Raw genomic sequence first — 21,785 nt, 5'->3', positions numbered from 1 at the left:
TTACTGACAGTTATGTCAGCGCACTTAACTACCGATGATTCACCACAACAGGAGGTGCTTATGAACAGATTGCAACTCAACCCCTGGAACTGGTTTAAACATGAAGATGCAGGGCAACAAGCGCCCGCTACAACCAGTGCCAGTAATGAAGAAAAAGACAACACCACCGGCAGTCACCCCATGCTGCGGTTGCAGCGGGAAATTGACCGGTTATTTGATGCAACCTTTCGCGATTTTAATATGCCATCGCTCAACAACCGCTGGCCAAAAGATGGGTTATTTAACATCACCGGTTTTCAGGCCAAATTAAATGTTGCAAGCGATGACAAGAGTTACCAGATCAGCCTGGAGGCACCCGGCTTGACCGAGAAGGACATCAATCTGGAAATCAATAAAGGTGTGCTCACTATTCGCGGTGAGAAAAAAGAGGAAAAAGAATCCAGCGATAAACACTACTACCGGATGGAGCGTTCTTTTGGCAGTTTTCAGCGTGTACTCACCCTGCCAGAGGATTGCAACCAGGACGAGATAAGCGCGTCCATGAATCACGGTTTACTGGAGATTACTATTCCACGCAAGGCGCTGCCACCGAGTGAAAGCAAACGGATCAACATCAACAACAAAACCAGCTAAACCCGCACAGCCCTCCTCCAGAGGGCTTTTTTCTGCCCGCCATTAAACCTGCCTTGCTAGAGCCCCCCGTCGCAAACCTGTAGAATCGGCGCCATCTTTCATCGCATCTTATTTTGCGGCCTCTTCTTTCTGGATATCGCCATGACTTCTGCCTTAACACCCACATTGCAACTTGCTACTGATTTAATTCGCTGCCGCTCGGTAACACCAGAGGACGATGGCTGCCAGGAAATGATGATTCAACGCCTTGAAGCGATTGGCTTTAAAACCGAGCGTTTGCGTTTTGGTGAGGTGGATAATTTTTGGAGTATTCGCGAGGGCAGCGACGGCGCGAGCGGCCCGATTTTGACGTTTGCAGGCCATACCGATGTAGTGCCTACCGGCCCCGAAGCCAACTGGAATAATCCGCCTTTTGAACCACAAATTATCGACGGCATGCTGCACGGGCGCGGCGCGGCCGATATGAAAGGTTCACTCGCCTGTATGGTGGTGGCCTGCGAAAATTTCATCGCCAAATATCCCGATCATAAAGGCCGTATCGCCTTTTTAATTACCAGCGACGAAGAAGGCCCGTCCATCAACGGCACGGTAAAAGTTGTGGAGTGGCTGGAAGCGCACAATACCAAAATCACCTGGTGCATTGTGGGCGAGCCCTCAAGTACTGCACACGTTGGTGATGTGATTAAAAATGGCCGTCGCGGTTCGCTCGGTGCAATTTTAAAAGTGAAAGGCATTCAAGGGCATGTGGCCTACCCGCACCTGGCCGACAACCCGATTCATAAACTGGCGCCGGCATTGGCGGAGTTGGCTGGCGCACATTGGGATAACGGCAACGAATTTTTCCCCGCCACCAGCTTCCAAGTTTCCAATATTAATGGCGGCACCGGTGCGACTAACGTGATTCCCGGTGAAGTGGAGGTGGTATTCAATTTCCGTTTTTCTACCGAACTCACTGACCAAATACTGCGCGAGCGCACGGAGATGATTTTAAACAAACACCAGCTTACCTATGACCTGCAATGGATACTGAGCGGCCAGCCGTTCCTGACACCGCGCGGTGATTTGGTCAATGCGGTGGTGGATGCGATCAAAATCGAAACCGGTTTGAATGCAGAACTCTCAACCTCCGGCGGCACCTCCGATGGCCGTTTTATCGCCCCTACCGGCGCGCAAGTAGTGGAGCTGGGGCCAATCAACGCCACTATCCACAAAGTAAACGAATGTATTAGCGCCGATGATTTAAATAAACTCACGGGGATTTATGAGCGCACGCTGGAAAAATTGTTGACCTGATAGCACCTGTGTTTTACAAAAATAGTCTTTGTGTTTTACAAAAAATAGCCCCTGTGTTTTACAAAAACCGGATGCGTAAGTAAATGAAACACCTACAACACTTTTTATTGTGGCCGCTATTTTTTACCTGCCAATTAATCGCGCTGGCGCTGGTCAGTTGGCATTTGCTGGCACAGTTTCATTTTGCGTATCCAGCGGGCTACACGCTATTAAATCTGGATCAGCATATTGCCGAATATGCTCCGCAGAATCGCTACAAACAGCAGTTTGAATCCACCACGCCCGCAGACCACTGGCGCCTGTTTGGTGAAATTACTGATGCAGTGCAAAACAGCGGTAAAGGCTTGGGAGATATTCGCTACCCATTGCCGAGCGGGCAAACAACGCCACTGATGCACGAGGCAGAAATTGTGCACCTGCAAGATGTCGCCAATTTAATTGATGTGTTTTATGCAACCGGCGTGAGCTGTCTGTTTATGTGGCTGGGGTTAATCGCACTGACCTATTGGCAGAGACTGGTGCCACCTGCCAGCAAATATATCCTGTTAGGTTTTTTAGCGGCCACCTTGGTAATTGCACTGGCAATAGTGCTGATCGGCCCCACTGCAGTGTTCTATTGGCTGCATGTGCAAGTTTTCCCCGAAGGCCACCAGTGGTTTTTTTATTATGAAGAATCGCTGATGACTACCTTGATGAAAGCACCGGATATTTTTGCTTTTATCGCCCTGCTGTTGGTAGCCCTGCTGATTACACTGTGGAGTGCAAGTGTTTACGGGTTGAACAAACTGCTGCAATCCCGCCGCTAATCTGGAATCACTAAATTCAGCGCAAAAAAAACCGCAGTGTCAACTGCGGTTTTTTTTACTTCCGGTTTGATTACACGCGACGACGTGCAACAAACATAGACAGCAAACCCAACATCAACAATACGCCGATGTTTGCTTCTGATACTTGTATCGCAGGCTCGCCTGAACCCCACAAATGCATATTCGACAAACCACCGCCATTACCACTGAGCTTTTCATAAGACCAGGTACCGGAGGTATTACCTTCACTGATTGACCAGGCAAAATGGTCTGGATCGTATTTACCATTACCGACATGAATAGACAGCGCCGCTTTGCCGTACACAGTCCAGAAATCTTCATCGATAGCCCAAGTACCAGAGATTGGGCCACCACTGCCCCAAGTACCTGACAGCAGGGTCACCGTTAAAAAACCAGAGTTCAAGCTGCCGCCAGTACCGTTTGCACCGGCAACACCACCCAAGTGATCCCAGTCACCGCCAAAATAACTCTCAATATCAGATTCTTTGGTATTGCCGGAACCCACTTCGCACAATTCGGCCGAGGTCAGGGTAGCGGTACGATATTGATTACCGCAGGTAATGCTTCCCGCTGAAGCTACCAGGCTCCACAAACTTGCTACTGCAACAACAACTCCAGACTTGATCAATGACTGCAACACGGCGGTCTCCTTAAAATTTGATTTTAAAATGTGACACGATCCACACTTGTCACAACCAAAGCATGAAATATGCCAAAATAAATATCAAACACAACACAATGATTCTTAAAGAATTTCAGTTTTAACTTGGCACGCAAATCATCAAAACTGTAAATTTATCCGACACCTTAATGATTTTTACGCCAAAAGCTTCGGGGATTAACGATCATCACCCCGTAAACCTGGCTTGGCGCGTAGGCGATAAAAGGCCCAAATCAACAGGGCTCCAATGAGCAGCGCAAAGAGTGGCGCCTGCCATAACAGCGCATTGCGCAGTGCCATTCCCTCAGGTGTAGCAGGGAAACTGGCAAGCAGCAATGAAAAACCCAGGCTAAACAAACCATACCCCAGGTTAAAAATCAGCCCTTTTACCGACAGTACTGTTGCACGGCGCGCAGAGTCAGCCTCCTGATGCAATACACGGCTGACAGTAAACCCAAGCAAGCCCATTGTGGTCATCAGCAACAGCGCCGGAACCACCCCATAAATACGCCATGCAGGCACCAATGCCAGCAAACCAATTAGCGTCAGCAGTGCAATAAGCCCCAAATTGGTGAGCAGGGAAAAACGCGCATTTAACCGCTTGGCAATGCCCGGCACAAACCACCCCAATACCCCCAAGGCCGCACCAAAAAAACCGTAAGTCCACTCGGGCAATTCAATCAGACGATAGTAGCTGCTGTTGATGGTCGCAAAATTGCGCACAATGGAATCAAGCGCTACGCCCACTAAAATCACCACCAGAGTTTTGGGATTAGTAAAAACCCAACGCGCGGTATCTACCGTGAGTTTAAACGCATGAGTGAGCGGTGAGCCCGCCGCAGAGTGGTGAGGTTCCACCATGCGCAGGGTAATAACCAAACACACCAGCGCCTGTAACAACACCAAAATAACCGGCAGGCGGTGCGCGATGGTTGAATCTATATGCCATGCCGCTGGTAGCAGTAAATTTACTGCTTGGGCATCGTAGAGCAAACCACCCACAATCATTGCGACCACAAAACCCAGCGAACGCCAGCGCATTACTTTAGCCAATAAGTGATCCCAGGCATGAGCACGATTTTCTGCCGGTAACGAATCGTAAGCCAGCGCCTCATCTGCCCCGCTCGCGCAAGCTTCCGACAACCCGGAGCAAATGCGATTGATAATGCAAAACACCAATAGCAGCAGCCCTGCATCGCGCGGCGCGAATAACAAACAAAGCATCTCCACGATCATTAACACTGAAGCGGCAATTAATAACCTGCGCCGCCCAATCGTATCTGCCAATGCGCCAGAGGGAACTTCAAATAAAAAAATCGTCAGCGCCCAAATTAAATTGAGCATCACAAATTGATCGAGTGTTAAACCCAGGTCGATAAATAAAATCGCCAATACCGGGTAATAGGCACGCGCCGAAAAAAAGACACTGAAAATAACAAACCGATTGGCGTTACGGGAGATATCTTGGGTCATAACTTTTTCTCTGCTGAGAGTCGCTGGTCAAATAAATAAGCACCCCGTTGCGCGCGCTCTCCTCCCCCGCCAACAACAGCTCCACACCGAGCAATGATTGCTCCGGTAAAAACAGCAGCGGCGCCTTATCTAAAATCGCCTCCACAATATTTCTATAATATTTTTCATAACAGCCACGCTCACCCGCTACAACCTGGCGTTTTGTTTCGCCGTGGTGATGGGTATGTTGCACACTGTAGTTATCGTCACCGGGTTGTGCCCAACCAGACTTTCCGGGAATAACACCCTGCATGAGCTGACCTTCTTGCACATCCTGCCCGAACTTCAGGAATGAACCTTTATCGCCATGAATGGAAACGGTTGCGCCTTTTTCGCTAACAAAAGTATTGGAGCGCAGCAGTACGCGCATGTCGTCGTAGTGAAAACAAACATTAAAATAATCGGTAGAACCTTCCGCGCGGCGCAAGCTGCGCATGTCCGCATACACGGCGCCCGGCTTGCCAAACAAGCAAAGCATGGAATCTACCATGTGTATACCTAAATCGAACCAGGTACCGGAGCCTGGCAGTTTGTCTTCTTTCCATTTTTTGTGGGTGATGTTGGTGCGGTAGCGATCGTAATGCCATTCCACTTCCACAATGCGGCCCAGCGCACCCGACGCGATAATTTTCTGCGCATCCAGGTGATCGCTTTCCAAACGTTTATTTTGAAACACCGAGAGAATTTTTTGCTGTTGCTGTGCCAATGCAATTAATTCATTGCCTTCATCCAAACTCAGGGTAAAGGGTTTTTCCACCACTACATGTTTACCGGCAAGCAGCGCGGCTTTGGTCATTGGGTAGTGCAATTCATTGGGAGTATTCACTACTACTAAATCAATAACGGGATTGGCGATTATTTCTTCAAAGGTTTTGGCGATATGAACCTGTGGGTAATCTGCCAGTGCGGTAGGTTCACTGCGCTGCAAAATCGTGTGCAGGTTCAAGCCTGGTTCGGCGGCGATAAGCGGCGCGTGGAAAACCTTGCCTGACATACCATAAGAACAAAGTGCGACATTGAGCATAAGAATTACCACATAAAAGGGAAATGAACTGGATCGTTTGCTGGGCGTGTGAACAGGGTTTTAATTCGCGCGCGCACGCGGTTTTAACTTTATGTAGACGCGGCGTTTAACACGGGCGACGAGTTTGTCGTGATCGTCGAGAATATCCACACTGAACTCAGGAATATATTTTTCACCATTGGCCGTTTTTTCACGAATCTCCGCCAGAGTTTCGTCGCTGATTTTAAAATAGGCGTGCACATGGGTTTTACCCGGGGCAACGTAATCTATTTCCGCGTGTTTGTCCCACACAAAATAATCGCTGCCCAGATTGTGCATCAACAGCAACATATACCAGGGATCAGTCATGGACATTAAGCTACCGCCATATTGCACGCCCACATAATTGCGGTTGTACCAGCGCAATTTTAACGTGACGTGAGCTTCGCGGTAATCAGCCGCGAGGTAGGTGACTTTAATGCCAGCAAAAAATAATGGCGGCCAGCTGTTGACAATAAATTTTAAAAATCCTGCTTTCATTTTTTTGCGTTCCATAAGCAAGGGGCCTGTTTCAGGTCTTCCGAAATTATTGTTGCGACACGCCGTAAATACGTCCCTGTAGGCTAACCGTCGACATCCATGTCTCCGATTGTCGCAACAATAATTTCGCAAGCCCTTTCAACCCACGACTTCCAAATAGGAATTAAAAAACTCGCCTGCGCGAAGCTATATTTAAAACACCCGCTTACGCGGGACTATAACTACGCCATCTTCACGGCAATCCACATAGGCGCTAATGCCATAAACCTGTTGCAAATTTTCTGTGGTAAGCACTTGTATCGGTTCACCGTCCGCAACCATTTTCCCATGGTGCATGAGCACCAGGCGCGAACAAAAACGTGCCGCTAAACTTAAGTCATGGAGTGCGGCAAACACCGTACCGCCCTGCTGTGAATGTTCGGCCAGTAATTCCATCATATGCAACTGGTGATAAGGATCGAGCGCCGCGATAGGTTCATCGGCCAAAATAATTTTGGGCTCACCGGCAAATACACGCGCAAGCAGTGTGCGCTGCAATTCACCGCCAGACAATGTGGTGACGATACGCTGACGAAAATCCGTCAATTCCGTTATCTGTAACGCATGTTCAATGGCACTTTTATCACGCGTTGATTTTCCACTCATGGGTTTGTGCCAGGGCGCGCGCCCGAGCCCGACCAAATGCTCTACCTGCAGCGGCCAGGCCGGTGTTTCCTGTTGAGGCAAATAGGCAAGAATTTGTGCGCGCTCACGGGCTGGAATTTTCGCAAGCGGTTGCAGTGATGTTTCGCCGGCGATGGCCAAATTCACTGTGCCGGTATCCGGTTGTTGCAATCCGGCCATTACGCGTAGCAGTGAACTTTTACCGGCGCCGTTGGGGCCGATTAAACCCACAAATTCGCCCGCATGAAGCTGCACACTGGCATCCACCAAAATTGAATTGCCATCGCGTTTGAGGCAGACCTGTTCTGTACTAAGTTGTGCGTTAGGTTGTGTGCCGGGTAGCGGATTCATATCAGGCCCACCGTGAACGGGTTTTTAAAATAAGTAACAGAAAAAATGGTGCGCCGATTAAGGAGGTCACCACACCAATTTTTAATTCGCGCGCACTGTCAAACTGACGCACCAGAATATCGGCCAGCACTAATAACAAAGCCCCCCCAAGAGCACTGGCCAGCATTAAGCGGCCAGGGCGATAACCCACAAACGGTCGCAACAAGTGCGGAATGACCAAACCAATAAAACCAATCGCGCCACTCACTGCCACACAGGCACCAACTGCGATAGAAATCCCCAACAATAAAATTCCGCGCTCGCGATGATTATTAAAACCGAGCGAACGTGCGCTGTCTTCACCCAAACTGAGCGCGTCTAAAAAACGGCTGCGGCTGAGCATCATCACCCAACCAATCAGCGCGAGTGGTAGGGCGATACTTACGTGATCAAAATGGCGATTCGCAAGCGAACCCAATAGCCAAAATACAATTTCCTGCATGGCGTACAAACTGGGCGCAAAATTTAAAGTCACGGCAATTAAAGCCACCATAATCGAACTCATGGCCGTACCCGCCAGGATTAACGCAAGCATACTGCTGTGCAAACCGGCGAGCACATACACCATAAACAAGGTAAATAACGCACCGACAATCGCCGCACCCGGCAACCAATACCAGGCACTGGCCGCCACACCAAAATACAAAGTACAAATAGCACCAAAAGCAGCTCCACTGCTCACCCCCAATACCCCAGGGTCAGCCAGCGGGTTGCGCAACAAACCCTGCATCGCAGCGCCTGACATTCCCAAGGTTGCACCAATCACCAACGCGAGAATCAACCGCGGCAAGCGAATTTGCCCAACCACATTTGCCGCGAGGGTTTGTTCGCCGTTTAAAAAATCCTGCAAGCCTTTGATGACTTCAATATCGGCAAGGCCCGTGTTGAGCGCCATTACCGATGCAATTGCAATAGCCAGTACCAGCAAGCAGGTTAAGGTTGTAAATGAGATTTTGGTCTGCAAAGGTGAATACCTGTTAAGTAATTTATTTCGCCAGAGAATTTTTTAATTGGGCGGCCACATCACTGATCACAGTGGCCGCACAGCCCGATAACCCTGCCGGCAAGGTAACCACGTTAAAATCAGCATGCTGCAATGCAGGGTGTGAAAGATATTCACGCGCAAGTGAATAAGCATCGTCACTGCCCCGCTCCACAATTAAAATTTGCGGTTTGGCACTGAGCAGCAATTCCAGATCAAGCTGATTAAAACCAAACATGCCGCGCTCTGCGGCCAGGTTACGCAAACCGGCGAGTTGCATTAATTCGTGCTCCAAAGTGCCATCGCCAATCACAACACCATTAGCCGAATACCAAAAAGCCGTGAGTGGTGTTTTTCCGTTATTGACCGTTTGTAAAGCGGCAACCTGCCGGTCGATGTTGTTCACCATCTGTTGCGCTTTTTCGTTCGTGCCAACCAATTCAGCCAATTGCAAAATTTGAGTATTGATATCCCCCAGCGTGCGCGGTAAAGGCAAACGTTCAACGCGCAGATTCAGCTTTTTTAATAACTCTATCGCGGTGGGCGCATCAAACTCGCCCGCAAAGATGACATCGGGTTTGAGCGGCACAATTTCTTCAGCCAAACCGTGGTTCACTGGCATGCCTTTGACTTGTTCGGCAATGGGCGACCAGATGGGGTCGGCCGTGAGATAACTGATCGATACCAATCGTTCACGGGGCACCAGCTCCCAGAGTAATTGATCGATGCAAATATTGAGTGAAGCTATTCGCTGCGGTGCTGTTTGTGTTGTAAACGTTACTTGTGAATAAACAACATTGGATAAAATCGACAACAAAAAACCCATCGCAAACTGGATGGGCTTTTTAGACGCAACTTTTTCGCACAGCGCGCTTTTAAAAACGGCAAGAGGAAAATTAATCAGTTGAAACACTGCAAATAGTTTCATCTTAAAGTGGATTCAACCAAGCAGCACCGCGCACACCGCTAGAATCACCGTGGATTGCAGCTACTAAAGGTGTATCGCATTCACCGCCAAATACGTATTTCGGCAATCGCTTGGGTACTTCGGTATAAATTGCTGCGATATTGGATGCCCCGCCACCGAGCACAATCACATCCGGATCAAGCGTATTGATAATGGTTGCCAAGCCGCGTGCAAGTTGATCGTAATAATTTGCCAATACCTGCTGCGCCATGGTTTCACCTTGCGCCGCGCGCTCGACAATTTCATGGCCTTTGATTTTTTCTCCACCCGCAACATGATAAGAGCGACATAAACCGGTGCCGGATAAAAACGTCTCCATACAACCCGCCTTACCGCAATAACAGGGGCGTGCATTTAATTCGGCCTCGCTAGTCCAGGGCAAGGGGTTGTGCCCCCACTCACCAGCAACGCCGTTGGGGCCGACAATCGGAGCCCCCTTAAAGGCGAGACCGGCACCACAACCCGTGCCGAGAATACCGGCAAATACCAGATCGTAACCACGCCCGGCGCCGTCAGTCGCCTCGGATACGGCAAGGCAATTCGCATCGTTAGTGACTTTGACATCGCGCTGTAAAAAAGCAGACAGGTCTTTTTGGAACGGCTTACCATTGAGCCAAGTGGAGTTGGCATTTTTGACAAAACCGGTTTTACGCGAAACAGTGCCGGGAATACCAATGCCCACCGGCAAATGGTTCTGACCTGCGGCTGCTTCAGCTTGCGCCACTAAACCGGCTATATCGCGCAGGGTCGCGGGGTAATCATCGCGCACTGTGGGGATGCGTGTACGAAACAGCTCCTGACTATCGCCATTGAGCAGGATCACTTCTGTTTTAGTCCCACCCAAGTCGATACCAATGCGAAATTCAGTCATAAAAATCAATCCGTTATCTATTTGTTGGTTATTGCTGCGAAATTATAGGTGGCGCTTGGCAAGCGAAGCAATTGAGTACAGAAATTAACAATTAGCAGCGACAAAAAAATGGCGATTTGGCGAGTGGGAGCTAGACTCTAGTGCATATCCATGCCCTGCCGATTAATTATTTATGAACGATCAACCAAGCTCTAACATACAATCAACACCCACCTCTGCCAGTGAACGCCGAAAATTCAGTCGTATTCTATTTGATGCCCATGTCGAATTAGCGCAAGGCGATTTCCACTGGCGCGCCACCTTGCTGGATATTTCACTCAAAGGATTATTGCTGCAGCAACCACTCCCCAAGGAAGTATCCATCAGTGAACCGGCGCTGGTAAAAATATTGCTGTCCGACAATACAACCATTGCTATGTCGGTCACTGTAGCGCATCAACATCACCAGCAGACAGGGTTGGTCTGCAGTTCGATTGACATCGACAGCGTAAGCCACTTGCGCCGTCTGATCGAACTGAATTTGGGTGACGCAACAGCTGCCGAGCGCGAGCTGTCTGAATTAATCAGCGATTATTAATTCTGCGCCCCGTTAACTATGACTGAAGGAAATCATAACCATGATGCCTAATGACCTGGAAACCAGCGATTTAACTGACGAGGACAAACGCCGATTCCCGCGCTTTCCTTTGCGTGCCTATGCTGACTTGCAGTACTCCACCAAAACCTGGGAAGCCCATGTGTTGGACTTATCCGAAAGCGGAGCACGCCTTGCGCTGCTGGATGAACACCTTTTGCAAAAAGGCGATGCACTGCGTGTACATATTGATTTGGAAAATTTGAATCTGGTTACGTCAAATAAAAAGCGATTGGATTTGCATGGCCGCATAGTACATGTGCGCGAACATATTCTCGGCTTTGAATTTCAGCCGGATACGCCGGCCGATAAGACATTGTTATACGAACTCATCACCTTAATTGAAAACGGCCACGAGTAATAAGGCGCGCGCTGTAGCCTTAAAGCGCCGCTAAAGCTTCCTGCAAATTTTTTACCGCCACCACCTCTATCCCCAACTGTTTATCGCGCGGGGCGTTTGCAAACGGGACTATGGCGCGTTTGAAACCGTGTTTGGCCGCCTCGCGCAAACGCTCGTGACCACTGGGTACCGGGCGAATCTCTCCCGATAAACCCACTTCGCCAAACACAATTAAATCCTGCGGCAATACCCGGTCGCGAAAGCTGGAGACTACCGCGAGCAACAGTGCCAAATCTGCACTGGTCTCCATTACCTTCACGCCACCTACCACGTTCACAAATACATCCTGATCGCCCACCATAATGCCGCCGTGACGATGCAACACGGCCAACAGCATGGCGAGGCGATTTTGATCCATACCTACCGCAACACGGCGCGGGTTGCCGAGGTGACTGTCATCCACCAGTGCTTGGATTTCTATTAACAGCGGGCGCGTCCCCTCCCACATCACCATCACCACGGAACCGGATGATGCATCCTCTGCGCGCTGCAAAAAAATGGCCGAGGGGTTGCTCACTTCGCGCATGCCCTGCTCGGTCATGGCAAACACACCCAATTCGTTTACCGCACCAAAACGGTTTTTATTGCCGCGTAACGTGCGGAAGCGCGAGTCGTTATCGCCCTCTAACAAAATCGAACAATCGATCATATGCTCCAGCACTTTGGGGCCGGCGAGTGAACCATCTTTGGTGACGTGGCCCACTAAAATTAATACTGTGCCGGTCTGTTTCGCAAACCGCGTGAGGTAAGCCGCACTCTCGCGCACTTGCGATACCGAACCGGGGGCGGAGGCAATATCCTCCATGTGCATCACTTGAATTGAGTCGATCACCATCACCTTGGGCGCAACTTTTTGCGCAATCGCACAAATGGCTTCCACGCTGGTTTCGCTCAGCATTTGTAATTGATCGGTCGGCAACCCTAAACGCTGGGCGCGCATGGCCACTTGCTGCAGTGACTCCTCACCGGTGATGTACAGCGCAGGCATAGTGCGCGCTAAATTGCACAGGGTTTGCAACAGCAAGGTGGATTTACCCGCGCCCGGGTTACCGCCAATTAACACTACCGAACCCGGTACAAAACCACCGCCGAGCACCCGGTCAAACTCACCTGCACCACTGCTAAAACGCGGCACATCATTGAGCGATATTTCAGCAAGGGTTTGGATTTTATTCCCCGTGGCACCACCGGCGTAACCTTCAAATTTCGCTGCGCGATTGGTGGGTGTTGGCCCCAAGCGCACTTCACTCAAACTATTCCAGGCACCGCACTCCGTGCACTGCCCTTGCCACTTTTTATAATCCGCACCACATTCGTTGCAGACAAACGCGCTTTTGGTTTTTGTACTCACGAGCGTTCCTTATTCCTGGTCTTTAGTGAGCCGGAGGTAAGCACCTAAACCCACCAGCAGCGCTACCGCGGCGATCAACATAAATACCGCGGAATTGAGATGTGTGGCATCACCCAGCAGGGATTTAAACATCAACAACAGCGATTCAATGGAGACCGCAATGACAATCGCCGACATAAACCGACTGATGGTACGGCGTGTTGATCCGGTGTGATGAATGTCTTTGTGCAGCAGTACTTCCTCTTCCAGAATCGTTTTACCCAAATCAAAAATCGCCAAGCCCAAGGTCACCAGAATTACCGATTGGAATGCCTGGGTGGCGGTATTGGTGTGTTCATAAACCATATCAAATAACGATGTGCCCGCTGAATAGAGCAGTAGAGAGGAAACGATTACCAACATCACACCGATAATGCCGTAAACCACTTGAAAGAAAGGGTGCACTATGCGGCGCAAACTATCGCCATTCAAAAAGGTGATGAGTTTTTCCAAATTAAAATTGATCACCAAATAACAGGTATTGCCATTGTTATCGATAAACCGTTGTACCGCCGAGATGGCGAGCTGATGAGTGGCGCTGGAAAGATAGGGTTGGGTAACCGTTGCCGCTGCAACATTTTCACTGGCGCGGGTGTAATACACACGATTGCTGCGATCCGACCCCAAACCGGGCTCACGTCGTTTGGGGTCCGGCACGGTGGGTGACGCGGCGGATTCGGTAATTTGCGCGCCCTTATCGTTAATACAATAAAGCAATTCAACAAAGGGATAAGACTCATGCAGCCGTTTTACCACGGTGTTGAGATGATCATGGGAGGTATCCATTTTGGCTGGAGCCAGTGAAGTCACAATCGACTCCAACAGCCGCTCAATTTGCGCTTGGTATTCGTCGTACTTTTTTAACAGATAGAGGTAATTGCGTGGGGTCATGAATACTTCTCAGGCGGGAATGATGGAAAACATGGCGGCATCATTGCCAAAAAGCCTGCCGAGTACAAGATTTTCTCCCGTTAAAACAAAAAAGCCCGACGGCAGACATCGGGCTTGTTGTGATTTAACCAAAAGTCGCACCAGTATCAGGCTTTTAAATGCCCCACATACTGCAGTGGATGGGTGATGGTAAAGGCGGGTACTGCATCCTCCCTCATACGAGCCAAGTCGCCGGGGCTCACCCAACGCGGGTCGGCAGAAGTCAGGGGCACACCGGCATGTTGGTAAGCCGCGACCACTAACTGTGAACAGAAGAAGCGATCTGTATCCCCGCGCCCGAGAAAGATGCGCGCCATACCGCTGGTGCAACGCTGGCGCATACCATCAGGCAGCCGCTCACAAATACGGCGATCAACACTGAATGGCGCCTGACGGACTATGCCCCAGTAGTTATAGCCAGTGCCCAAATGCTGGCCGACAAAATCGCGAATGCGCAGTTCTTGCTCGCTGGTGAGGTTGGGGTAGCGGAAGGCCACCACAACTTCGTTGGAACCAACAGAATCTTCCAACTGGTTGAGCACCACACCATTCGCCAGCGCTTCTACCACCTGCCCACCGCCAATATAAACCGAGGCATGGCTGACCGGTGCATCGCTTACTGTGCGGATAGCACGCGAGACCACGCCACTGGCCCGCGACAACAAAATATCGCCAATCCGCAAGGCACTGGCATCAATAGACTGGCCCCCATTGGCAGGCGAGAGCGGGATTTCCTCGGCAAAGGCATAGGCCTGCCGCGCCAGCGCCATACTGGTCGCGGTGTACTGAAATTGGGCGTAGGCCTCAATGGGCGATAGGCCAGCAGAAACACCCAGCTCGAACGTCACCCCAATAAAACGGCCGCCACTCATCAAAGCGTGCACACCACCGGTAGGGCCAACCGGTGCATCCACCCCGGCAGTCATTCCCACGGCGACTGCAGCACCGCTAAACAGGCTGGGGCCGCCGTGAATAATGGTCACCTGCATAGTGGCGCTAATGGAGACAATCGCACCAACCACACCGGACAGGGTGCCGTAAAAGCCCACCTGATTACCGGGCGCAAACATGATGCCGTAGCCAAAGCCTGCACCCACAGCCACACCACCAGTCACTGCTGGCCCTAAACCTATAGTGACGTTGTAGCGGTTGGCAGCAGCGCGCAGCAGCGGGATAAGCGCTGCCAACGCGGTACCCGCGACGGGCACTGAGGCAAGCCCCGCCATGATCGCGGCCACCAGTAGCTCACCTTTCCAACCCGACAGGCTATAACCGCCGGGCAGGTGAACCTCGGTGCGTCCACCGCTCATGGCACCGGGGTAGGCTTGGGCACGGGTTAAATTAAGCTGGCCGAGGAAGGCTTGCAGTTCGGCTTCGGGAACCCCTTGGGTACGCAGCTCCTGCAGCTTGGCGGTAAAATCGGGGGCCGTACTGAGCGCCCGGCCTAGAGCCAAACTTCTGGCCACGGGAGCATCACTGGCCGATGCACGGCTGCGATAGCTATGCGCCAGGGAGCGCTGTTCACTCACCGCGTCAGCGCGCCAATGCACTACTTGCACCCGCATATACCCGGTGCGGCGTACTTCTTCTTCGTACTTGGGAACAAATACCGCAATGGATTCCTCGTAGCGGCGCCCGCCCGCCGGATCGACTATCTTGAATTTAGTGTTTTCCGGGGTGCCGTCGCCGTGAATACCGGTGATGATGCGCGCATGAATTGCCGCACGTTGCCCTGGGTCTTCATCGGTTGTAACCCAAATAGGGCCGTAATTGCGCAGCAGGTTTTCCCAGCCCTGCACGCTGTAACTCTGCGGTGGTTGCGGGTGCAGACCGGCAGCGGCCAGAAATTCGGGTTTGTCATCGCCCAGCAAACCGGTGTCCGCCTTGTAAATGTCCACCCAGCGCTGGCCGACCGTGGCTAGCGCCTGCTCAATATTTTTTTGCTGCTGCACCCGCCAGCTTTTGAGCATGGTGAACACCGTTGCCCAACACGCCATGCCCGAAGGCTGGGCCAGCACCCAGAAATTGCCCGGCACCGAATAGTTAACCGCCTCAAAGGCACGTGGGCTGTAGGACTGGGCGCTGCTACGCGACCAGGATGAGACTTTGGCGCTCAAGCCCTGCGCCACAGGTGCAGCACCTGGCGGCGTTAGTGGCGCACGGCGCGGGTGAGCGGTTTTGGCAGCCTTTTTAGGTGCCGTTGTCGACTGCCGTGCAGGGCGCCGAACCAGGGTATTTTCCAGCTCTGAAAATCGATTACTCATGCTTGTCACCTGCTAGTTCCATGCGATTGATGGGATTGGGAAGGGTTGAACTGTCAGTAAGGTCACCAACCGAAGTGACAGTGCCGGAATTGCTAATATCGGAATTGTTAGTACCGGAATTGTTGCCCTGTTGATCTGTCGCGGGCTTTGCTGGCGCTTCCGCGCCAATTTCAGCCAGCTCCGCCACCAGATCAAATTCATCCAGACTCATCGGGTCCACAAACGGCGACTCCAGCTCCCTGATGCCGGGTGAATGGGTGGTTTCCGGCGGGGTGATTGGCTGCGCTGGAACAGGTGTCGGGCTGGCCACAGCCAGCTCCCGCTCCAGTTGATCCAGGCGTTTGGCGATGGAGACATTGCCCAGGTCAAAACTGTTGGCGTAACTCATGCCCAACCCCATCTGGTCAAAGATATTGTGGTTGGGATGAGCAGTGGCCGGGGTGGGCACTGCCGCTGCACTGCCACCCACACCCGCCGGGGTACTCGTTGGGGTACTGCCCGGTGCAACCGGCTGATTGGCGTCAGCGGGCGCTTGGTTTTGCCCCAGAATAGCGGCCAGCTCTTTCTCAAAATCGTCTTTCGCCAGCGCCAAACCGGGGTTGAGCGACTGCTGGCTGGCGGCGGTGATAGTGGTTGGCCGCTCCGCCTCGGCCAACCAATTCTCCTCATCGGGCAGGACAATCGATGGACTGGACGACTCTCGCCCATGCACTGGAGGAAGACTGGGCTGGGGATGACCAAACTGGGGGGGACTCGATGGGCGAGCAATGGCAGGCGCCGGTGCCAAACTGACGCCCGCAGGCGCAGCGCTGTAGGCCGCTGAAATTTGCGCCTCTGGTGACCATTGATCTGCATGGGTAAAGGCCTCGACCTGAAAGCGGCCAGTATCGGGGGCCGATAATTCCGGGCTGTAGCTGCCATCTACCCATTCCTGGGCGGCAAAGGCCGAAAACATAAAACCCTGCGCCGGTGCGACCGGTGCCGGTGTCAGCCACAGCGGATTAACTTGCTCCTGGGCAAGGCGATGCTGCTCAATAACCGGAGGGGCTAAAGGCTCAGGTGCGGTGCGCGCGGGCGTGGCACCCAGTACCCGCTCCTCTAGCGCCCGCAATTGGCTGCTTGGCCGGTGATACTGCTGGCCGCGCACCAATGCAATTTCGCTCGATAATCCCACCGCCAAACCATTCCCCCTGGTTTTACCTGTACCGCTGCGACCGGTTTGCAGAGATTGCTCCAGCGAACGCAAACCTGATCCTGTAGCTCCCGGGCGGGTTGTTCCTGGTTTTGGTATCCCTGCTTTTGGTATTCCTGCTCTTGTCATCTAGGCCACCTGTCTGTTGATCCTTCTCAAACCTCAGGACTGTAAATTCAGCTGCACCAGCGCATAGGGGTCGAGTGCGATTGCCAGGGCGTTATTACCCGCCTGCAACTGTGCACGCGGCACTTTCAAACGCAGCTCTGCCGCATCGGCATGCACTATTTCCGCCAGCTGGTTGTTGACCAGCGCCCGCGGAAAATCGGCGCTTTGCTGCACCACAAAATTGCGCCCGCGCAGGGTCAGTTCCACACTATCGCCCTCCTCCCTGGCACTCATTTGCGCCAGCTGGGGTGAGAGTTTTTTGCGCCGGACTTTGTTAATCATGTTGGCCAGATCCTGATAATTCAGGTTCTTTTCGCCACCGGTTTTTTCCTTGATCACCTTTTCCAGATTCACATTGCGTTTGTCCATCTGCTCCAGGTCGCGGGTTGAACTCACCCCCACCTTGCGCAAACTGGCTTTCACCTCTTCATCCATGCCCTCCAACAAGTCCAGCTCCAGGTCATCCTTGTTGGGCGGTTCATTGGCGTTTTCGCGAATTTGCCGGTCGGTGATAGAGCCCAGTTGGAAGGAGATGCGCGAACCACCGGCTTCACCCGGTTTCACCATTTGAAATTGCACCTTGCCATCGGCCATCACCGGAAAAACATTCAGGTCCAACGCCACATCCTTGACTGTATAAGTCAATTTGCGCGTCAGCCCCTTGAGCGCGAGGGTGTCTTGCGCTTTATCCAGCTCCAGGATGAGCGAATCCAGAAACTGCTCAAGATTCCAGGGTTTGGTCTCGCGAATGGTCATCGCCCGGCTCCGGATCTAACTCAAGGGTAAGTGCCAAACGGTGCAGCACCGGCTCCACCGAGGTCTCGATCCACTGACTCGGCGGCGTGGCGCCAATAAACGCTTCACCACTGCTGGCACGCAGCAGCTGCAGTTCAATCGGCAGCTCAATGTGTAACCGCTCCACTACCAGCCCCAAGTAGCTATCCGGCTGGAAGGGGTCGGGCGCCAGCTCAATTTGAGGCGACAAAAAATCCTCCAACATACCGGCCAGACCGGGGAAGTAATCCTCCGGATGAATCTCATCCCCGCCAAGTGGAGCGAGGGTGGCAACTGAAGGATCTGGCGCGCTCATCGGGCTTTCCCTGCGGGATGGCAGCGGCAAGCTTCGGGCTGCACCAGTCGCAATGCCCCTGCGCGCCGCGCGGGTTCAGCGTTTTCCAACGCCACCGGAAAGAGTGCCTGCTTGTCGCTAAACACTATTTCCAAACCCTCAAATTGGGCGCTTATGTCCACGTCGCTCAAAGCGCGGGCGAGTATCTCTGCTGTTGGGTTCATGACTGCTTCACTCCGACAAAATGCAGCATGGCGGGAATAGGAAATATCACTGACTCCTCATTCAAAGTCTCCACTGCACCGTTTTCGTCAACTGCTCCGGCGCGCACCAGAATCAGGGTTTGCAGTTTCATCACCGGAAATACCCAGAGCGATGCCCGCTCACCCGGCCGACCACGCAGCTGGGCTTGATGTTGCGCAGCCTGATTAAAGCGCTCGCCAAATTCGCTGCTAGCGATAGCGGTCAGATACTCGTCATTGAGCGGCGGCTGGTCCGGCGCCAAGCGCACCAGCAGGTGGTTCAAGGCAAATACACTGAACTCATAACCAGCGCGCAGGTTAATTGTTTGGCGTGGCCCCTCCTGGCGGCGTTTGAGCTGGGTATCGGTGCGGGCATTGCGCTGACGCTCGGGGCTGAGCTTGAGGTAATAGCGGCTGTGCAGATCTACGCGGCGGCTGTCGCCGGTAAAATCATGGTTCCAGACTTCGTGCCAGTAGTCGCGGAATAACTCGCGGTCAGCCAGTGGGATAAGTTCGCTGGACTCTTCAATGCGATCAAACTGGCAGGTGCCCATCACCACGATGCTCTGCTGCACCGAGGTGCCGCGCAGCTGGCCTTTGCGATTGCGCCACAGCAGGCTGACAACCACTATGTGTTCCTTGCCCGCCTGCAATTTGGCGCCCTCGGCGGCGCTGATCTGCGGGGTTAGCTCCAGTGGGCCGCTGCCAGCGCTGGCAATCCGCTCCGAAGTTTCATGCACCACCCGCAGGTTATCCGCCTGTTTGACCTGCACTAGCAGTTCCGCCTCATTCAGGGTTTCCGGTGTTTCCAGCTGGGTGGGGAAGAGCCAATCGCGGCCCTGTTGATAGAGCACCTGGGTGCGCCCCACCAGTACTTGGGTGGGTGCACTGGCCAAACTCAAGCGCACGCTGGCCACCCGTTTGTAATTGCGCTGGCGCGCGCTACTCAGCCCCAGGCTCATACCCGCCAGCAGCTGATGCAAAGCGGGGTCGTCAACCCCCGGGTTCAGTGCCCGCAGGTGGTCATTCAACTGCTGGTCGGCCTGCAGCCCGAGCCGGGCAAAATCGGTAATGCCGTTAATAATCTGCCCGGTCATACGCTGGGGCGCCTCGACAATACTCTGCACGGTTTGCGGCGAGAGCACCTGTTGCAGCAGTGGCATAAGGGCTGGCAGTGCCGCCAGCAAAGCTGGTGCCACCTTGGCTTCACTGTAGCGGGAACTGGCACGGGCATAAGATAAACTCGCCGTTCGCGCACCACTTGCAGCAACCGCAGGCGCGGCCCCCGTGGTGGCAGCCCCGCCGGTGGCGGCAGTAATTAATTGCATCAACTGGCGAATATTGTCCGGTGTAAGCAACTGGCTGGTGACCTGCCCTACCACTGGGGCCACACCGCTAATCAAGCTGTTAATCGCCGGAGCCAGGGAGGGCAGCATGGGCATAAGCACACGCACTATGTCCGCGCCGGAAAACAGTGCGCCGCTCAAGGGACGCTCGCGCAGGCTAAAAGGTACTGAATCTACCTGGCTCAGGGCCGGCGAAAATGCAGAAGCAGAAAAGGCTGAAGCAGTCATGGTTGAATCCTTTTTAACAAGCTGGCTCATAGCGGCAAGAGGCAATCGCTGTACGGGTGAAGACAACGGCAAAATCGGCGACGGTAGATCCTCACCCGGTTCATCTGAGCGATCGATTTGCCCAGACGATCGGCTGAGCGGCAGCTCTACCACCGCCGACAACGCCGGCCCCATGCCCTCTTCGGTGCGATAACTCAGCAGCTGCATAAAACGTCGCTCGCGCCCGAGTTGCGCCGACGGCAGCAGGAATTCCCCGCGCCCAAAGTTCTGCGGTGGCAGTGGCCCCTGCAGCGACGCGCGTAACACCCCGCTATCGCCCGCACTACCGACACTGGCCAAGCCACTGCCGGTGGTAACCGGTTCGGCACCTAACTGCCAGCGCCAATAGCGGTTTTTACCTATATCGAAACTCACGCGCAGCCCCTCTGGCTCGGGTGTTATAGCCAGAACCAATGCCAGCGCCATAAGCCTTACCTACCGGCAAGGGCGGGCGCGGCGGCAGGTGCTGCAGCGGGCGCAGGTTGCACTACCTGCTGACCTGGTCCCAACTGGGCACCGCCATCGGCGCCGTTTTGGTAGAGGGTTGCAAAGTTGTCCAGTTTGAAATAATCCGACTTGAAGGTGATATCCACCGAGCCCGTGACCTTCGCTGCCAATTCGGTACTGGCGACACTCTTGGCGCTCGACACCGAAATTTTGCTGGTGCGCCGACTGGAAGTGTGACCACCTTTGGGACCGCCAAAAATGGAGCCGATCAAACCGCCACTGGCGCTGACACTATTGCTCGATGATTTCAGATCCTGGATTGCCGCCTTGTCGGATTTTTGCACCTGTTCCGAGGCTTTAATGTCGAATAACACCGATGCCTTAACGTTGCCTTTTTCCACCACCAAGCGGGTGATGCCCATCAAAATAGTTTCGCGCAACATGGCGCGCTGCTCTTTGGCCATTTGGATTTTGGCATCCATAATTTTTGCTTTAACCTGGTTGTCGCCCAAATCCATGGGCTGACCACTGGCATCGGTCAATTGCAATTTGCGCGAACCGTCTTCATTTTCTTCATCGCTAAATGCCAGCCCGAATTCATCGCTATTATTTTCCGCGAGGTAGCCAAAGGAGGCGGCGTCATCAATGGAATTAATAAATTTGGAAATGGATTGGGTGGCCGCTTTCAGTAACTTTTGATAGGACTCCATTTGCGCTAGAGTCACTTCCAGGTTGGCGTCGAACACCCCTTTGAGCAGGTCTTTTACAAAGCCGGGGAAATCCACCTCATCGATAAAACCGCCCGCCAGATCCCCCGCCTGGTCAATGCGCTGGTTGGTGTGGCGTTTATCATTGATCATGTCGCCCGCTTTGGAGTCGGCCATTGCCACTGGCAAGTTTTTGGCCTGCACATAATCAGCCGTGTTGTGCGCGAGGTTTTGGTAATTTTGGCGATACACATCCAGGTAGAGGGACTTTTGATCCTCCACCCCCAATTGATGAAATGTCGCCGATTGGGCGAGTGTGCGACGGGTGTATTCGCGGGCAAGATCTTTGATGGCTTGTTCACTCATGCGACTGAACTCCTTTCTCGG

At 52.8% G+C, this 21,785-nt stretch carries 22 protein-coding genes; 5 read left to right on the top strand and 17 right to left on the bottom strand.

The window, feature by feature from the left end:
• The first annotated feature begins 60 nt into the window (after nucleotides 1–60).
• The 3 genes from D0B88_RS09650 to D0B88_RS09640 all read left to right on the top strand — a co-directional run bounded on the left by D0B88_RS09650 (nucleotide 61) and on the right by D0B88_RS09640 (nucleotide 2,732).
• The gene (locus tag D0B88_RS09650; protein ID WP_151056796.1) at nucleotides 61–633 is read left to right on the top strand and encodes an Hsp20/alpha crystallin family protein; all 573 of its coding nucleotides are present in this window, start codon (nucleotides 61–63) and stop codon (nucleotides 631–633) included.
• Between the two features lie 141 nt (nucleotides 634–774).
• On the top strand, nucleotides 775–1,926 hold the full coding sequence (gene dapE, locus D0B88_RS09645; protein ID WP_151056794.1) for a succinyl-diaminopimelate desuccinylase: 1,152 nt from the start codon (nucleotides 775–777) through the stop codon (nucleotides 1,924–1,926).
• Between the two features lie 83 nt (nucleotides 1,927–2,009).
• Nucleotides 2,010–2,732 carry a DUF1461 domain-containing protein gene (locus tag D0B88_RS09640; protein ID WP_151056792.1) on the top strand — a complete coding sequence of 241 codons (723 nt, stop codon included), beginning with the start codon at nucleotides 2,010–2,012 and terminating at the stop codon, nucleotides 2,730–2,732.
• A gap of 70 nt (nucleotides 2,733–2,802) precedes the next feature.
• On the opposite strand, the gene D0B88_RS09635 is transcribed toward D0B88_RS09640, so the two are convergent.
• The 8 genes from D0B88_RS09635 to D0B88_RS09600 all read right to left on the bottom strand — a co-directional run bounded on the left by D0B88_RS09635 (nucleotide 2,803) and on the right by D0B88_RS09600 (nucleotide 10,342).
• Nucleotides 2,803–3,393 (bottom strand): hypothetical protein, encoded by a 591-nt coding sequence (locus tag D0B88_RS09635; RefSeq protein ID WP_007643012.1) that lies wholly within the window; start codon nucleotides 3,391–3,393, stop codon nucleotides 2,803–2,805.
• 198 nt (nucleotides 3,394–3,591) lie between these two features.
• On the bottom strand, nucleotides 3,592–4,887 hold the full coding sequence (locus D0B88_RS09630) for an MFS transporter (protein ID WP_151056790.1): 1,296 nt from the start codon (nucleotides 4,885–4,887) through the stop codon (nucleotides 3,592–3,594).
• Nucleotides 4,865–5,950, bottom strand: coding sequence for a Gfo/Idh/MocA family oxidoreductase (locus D0B88_RS09625; RefSeq protein WP_151056788.1), 1,086 nt, complete (start codon nucleotides 5,948–5,950; stop codon nucleotides 4,865–4,867). The genes D0B88_RS09630 and D0B88_RS09625 overlap by 23 nt, the downstream gene beginning before the upstream one ends.
• 60 nt (nucleotides 5,951–6,010) lie before the next feature.
• Nucleotides 6,011–6,484, bottom strand: a complete 474-nt coding sequence (locus tag D0B88_RS09620; protein ID WP_151056786.1) for a DUF4442 domain-containing protein — start codon at nucleotides 6,482–6,484, stop codon at nucleotides 6,011–6,013.
• 177 nt (nucleotides 6,485–6,661) lie between these two features.
• The gene (locus tag D0B88_RS09615) at nucleotides 6,662–7,483 is read right to left on the bottom strand and encodes an ABC transporter ATP-binding protein (RefSeq protein WP_151056784.1); all 822 of its coding nucleotides are present in this window, start codon (nucleotides 7,481–7,483) and stop codon (nucleotides 6,662–6,664) included.
• Between the two features lies 1 nt (nucleotide 7,484).
• A complete protein-coding gene (locus tag D0B88_RS09610; protein ID WP_225318308.1) occupies nucleotides 7,485–8,486 on the bottom strand; it encodes an iron ABC transporter permease in 1,002 nt (333 codons plus the stop codon).
• A 22-nt stretch (nucleotides 8,487–8,508) separates the two neighbouring features.
• The gene (locus D0B88_RS09605) at nucleotides 8,509–9,432 is read right to left on the bottom strand and encodes an ABC transporter substrate-binding protein (RefSeq protein ID WP_151056782.1); all 924 of its coding nucleotides are present in this window, start codon (nucleotides 9,430–9,432) and stop codon (nucleotides 8,509–8,511) included.
• Between the two features lies 1 nt (nucleotide 9,433).
• Nucleotides 9,434–10,342: an ROK family protein gene (locus D0B88_RS09600; protein ID WP_007643024.1), complete on the bottom strand. Its 909-nt coding sequence runs from the start codon at nucleotides 10,340–10,342 to the stop codon at nucleotides 9,434–9,436.
• Between the two features lie 172 nt (nucleotides 10,343–10,514).
• Here D0B88_RS09600 and D0B88_RS09595 point away from each other — a divergent pair, with 172 nt between their 5' ends.
• Both D0B88_RS09595 and D0B88_RS09590 read left to right on the top strand, forming a co-directional pair.
• Nucleotides 10,515–10,919 carry a PilZ domain-containing protein gene (locus D0B88_RS09595; protein WP_151056780.1) on the top strand — a complete coding sequence of 135 codons (405 nt, stop codon included), beginning with the start codon at nucleotides 10,515–10,517 and terminating at the stop codon, nucleotides 10,917–10,919.
• Nucleotides 10,920–10,959: 40 nt separating this feature from the next.
• Nucleotides 10,960–11,337, top strand: a complete 378-nt coding sequence (locus D0B88_RS09590; protein ID WP_007643028.1) for a PilZ domain-containing protein — start codon at nucleotides 10,960–10,962, stop codon at nucleotides 11,335–11,337.
• A gap of 19 nt (nucleotides 11,338–11,356) precedes the next feature.
• Here D0B88_RS09590 and radA read toward each other — a convergent pair whose 3' ends face one another.
• The 9 genes from radA to D0B88_RS09545 form a co-directional block, all read right to left on the bottom strand.
• Nucleotides 11,357–12,727: a DNA repair protein RadA gene (gene radA, locus D0B88_RS09585; protein ID WP_007643030.1), complete on the bottom strand. Its 1,371-nt coding sequence runs from the start codon at nucleotides 12,725–12,727 to the stop codon at nucleotides 11,357–11,359.
• 9 nt (nucleotides 12,728–12,736) lie between these two features.
• Nucleotides 12,737–13,657, bottom strand: a complete 921-nt coding sequence (locus tag D0B88_RS09580) for a hypothetical protein (protein ID WP_151056778.1) — start codon at nucleotides 13,655–13,657, stop codon at nucleotides 12,737–12,739.
• A gap of 146 nt (nucleotides 13,658–13,803) precedes the next feature.
• Nucleotides 13,804–15,960: a papain-like cysteine protease family protein gene (locus tag D0B88_RS18995; RefSeq protein ID WP_191966407.1), complete on the bottom strand. Its 2,157-nt coding sequence runs from the start codon at nucleotides 15,958–15,960 to the stop codon at nucleotides 13,804–13,806.
• A complete protein-coding gene (locus tag D0B88_RS09570) occupies nucleotides 15,953–17,206 on the bottom strand; it encodes a hypothetical protein (RefSeq protein ID WP_151056776.1) in 1,254 nt (417 codons plus the stop codon). The genes D0B88_RS18995 and D0B88_RS09570 overlap by 8 nt, the downstream gene beginning before the upstream one ends.
• 108 nt (nucleotides 17,207–17,314) lie before the next feature.
• Nucleotides 17,315–18,076 carry a hypothetical protein gene (locus D0B88_RS09565; protein WP_007643041.1) on the bottom strand — a complete coding sequence of 254 codons (762 nt, stop codon included), beginning with the start codon at nucleotides 18,074–18,076 and terminating at the stop codon, nucleotides 17,315–17,317.
• Nucleotides 18,042–18,410 (bottom strand): hypothetical protein, encoded by a 369-nt coding sequence (locus D0B88_RS09560; RefSeq protein ID WP_151056774.1) that lies wholly within the window; start codon nucleotides 18,408–18,410, stop codon nucleotides 18,042–18,044. Before D0B88_RS09560 ends, D0B88_RS09565 begins: the two co-directional genes overlap by 35 nt.
• Entirely contained in the window at nucleotides 18,407–18,613 is a 207-nt protein-coding gene (locus D0B88_RS09555) for a hypothetical protein (RefSeq protein WP_151056772.1), read from the bottom strand. The genes D0B88_RS09560 and D0B88_RS09555 overlap by 4 nt, the downstream gene beginning before the upstream one ends.
• Nucleotides 18,610–20,670 (bottom strand): hypothetical protein, encoded by a 2,061-nt coding sequence (locus D0B88_RS09550; RefSeq protein ID WP_151056770.1) that lies wholly within the window; start codon nucleotides 20,668–20,670, stop codon nucleotides 18,610–18,612. Before D0B88_RS09550 ends, D0B88_RS09555 begins: the two co-directional genes overlap by 4 nt.
• A 5-nt stretch (nucleotides 20,671–20,675) precedes the next feature.
• Nucleotides 20,676–21,764 carry a hypothetical protein gene (locus D0B88_RS09545; RefSeq protein ID WP_151056768.1) on the bottom strand — a complete coding sequence of 363 codons (1,089 nt, stop codon included), beginning with the start codon at nucleotides 21,762–21,764 and terminating at the stop codon, nucleotides 20,676–20,678.
• Between the last annotated feature and the right edge of the window lie 21 nt (nucleotides 21,765–21,785).

Source organism: Cellvibrio sp. KY-YJ-3, from assembly GCF_008806955.1.
Taxonomy (GTDB): Bacteria; Pseudomonadota; Gammaproteobacteria; order Pseudomonadales; family Cellvibrionaceae; genus Cellvibrio.
Note: the sequence above shows the minus strand (reverse complement) of the source record. Positions and strands in the feature narration are given on the sequence as shown.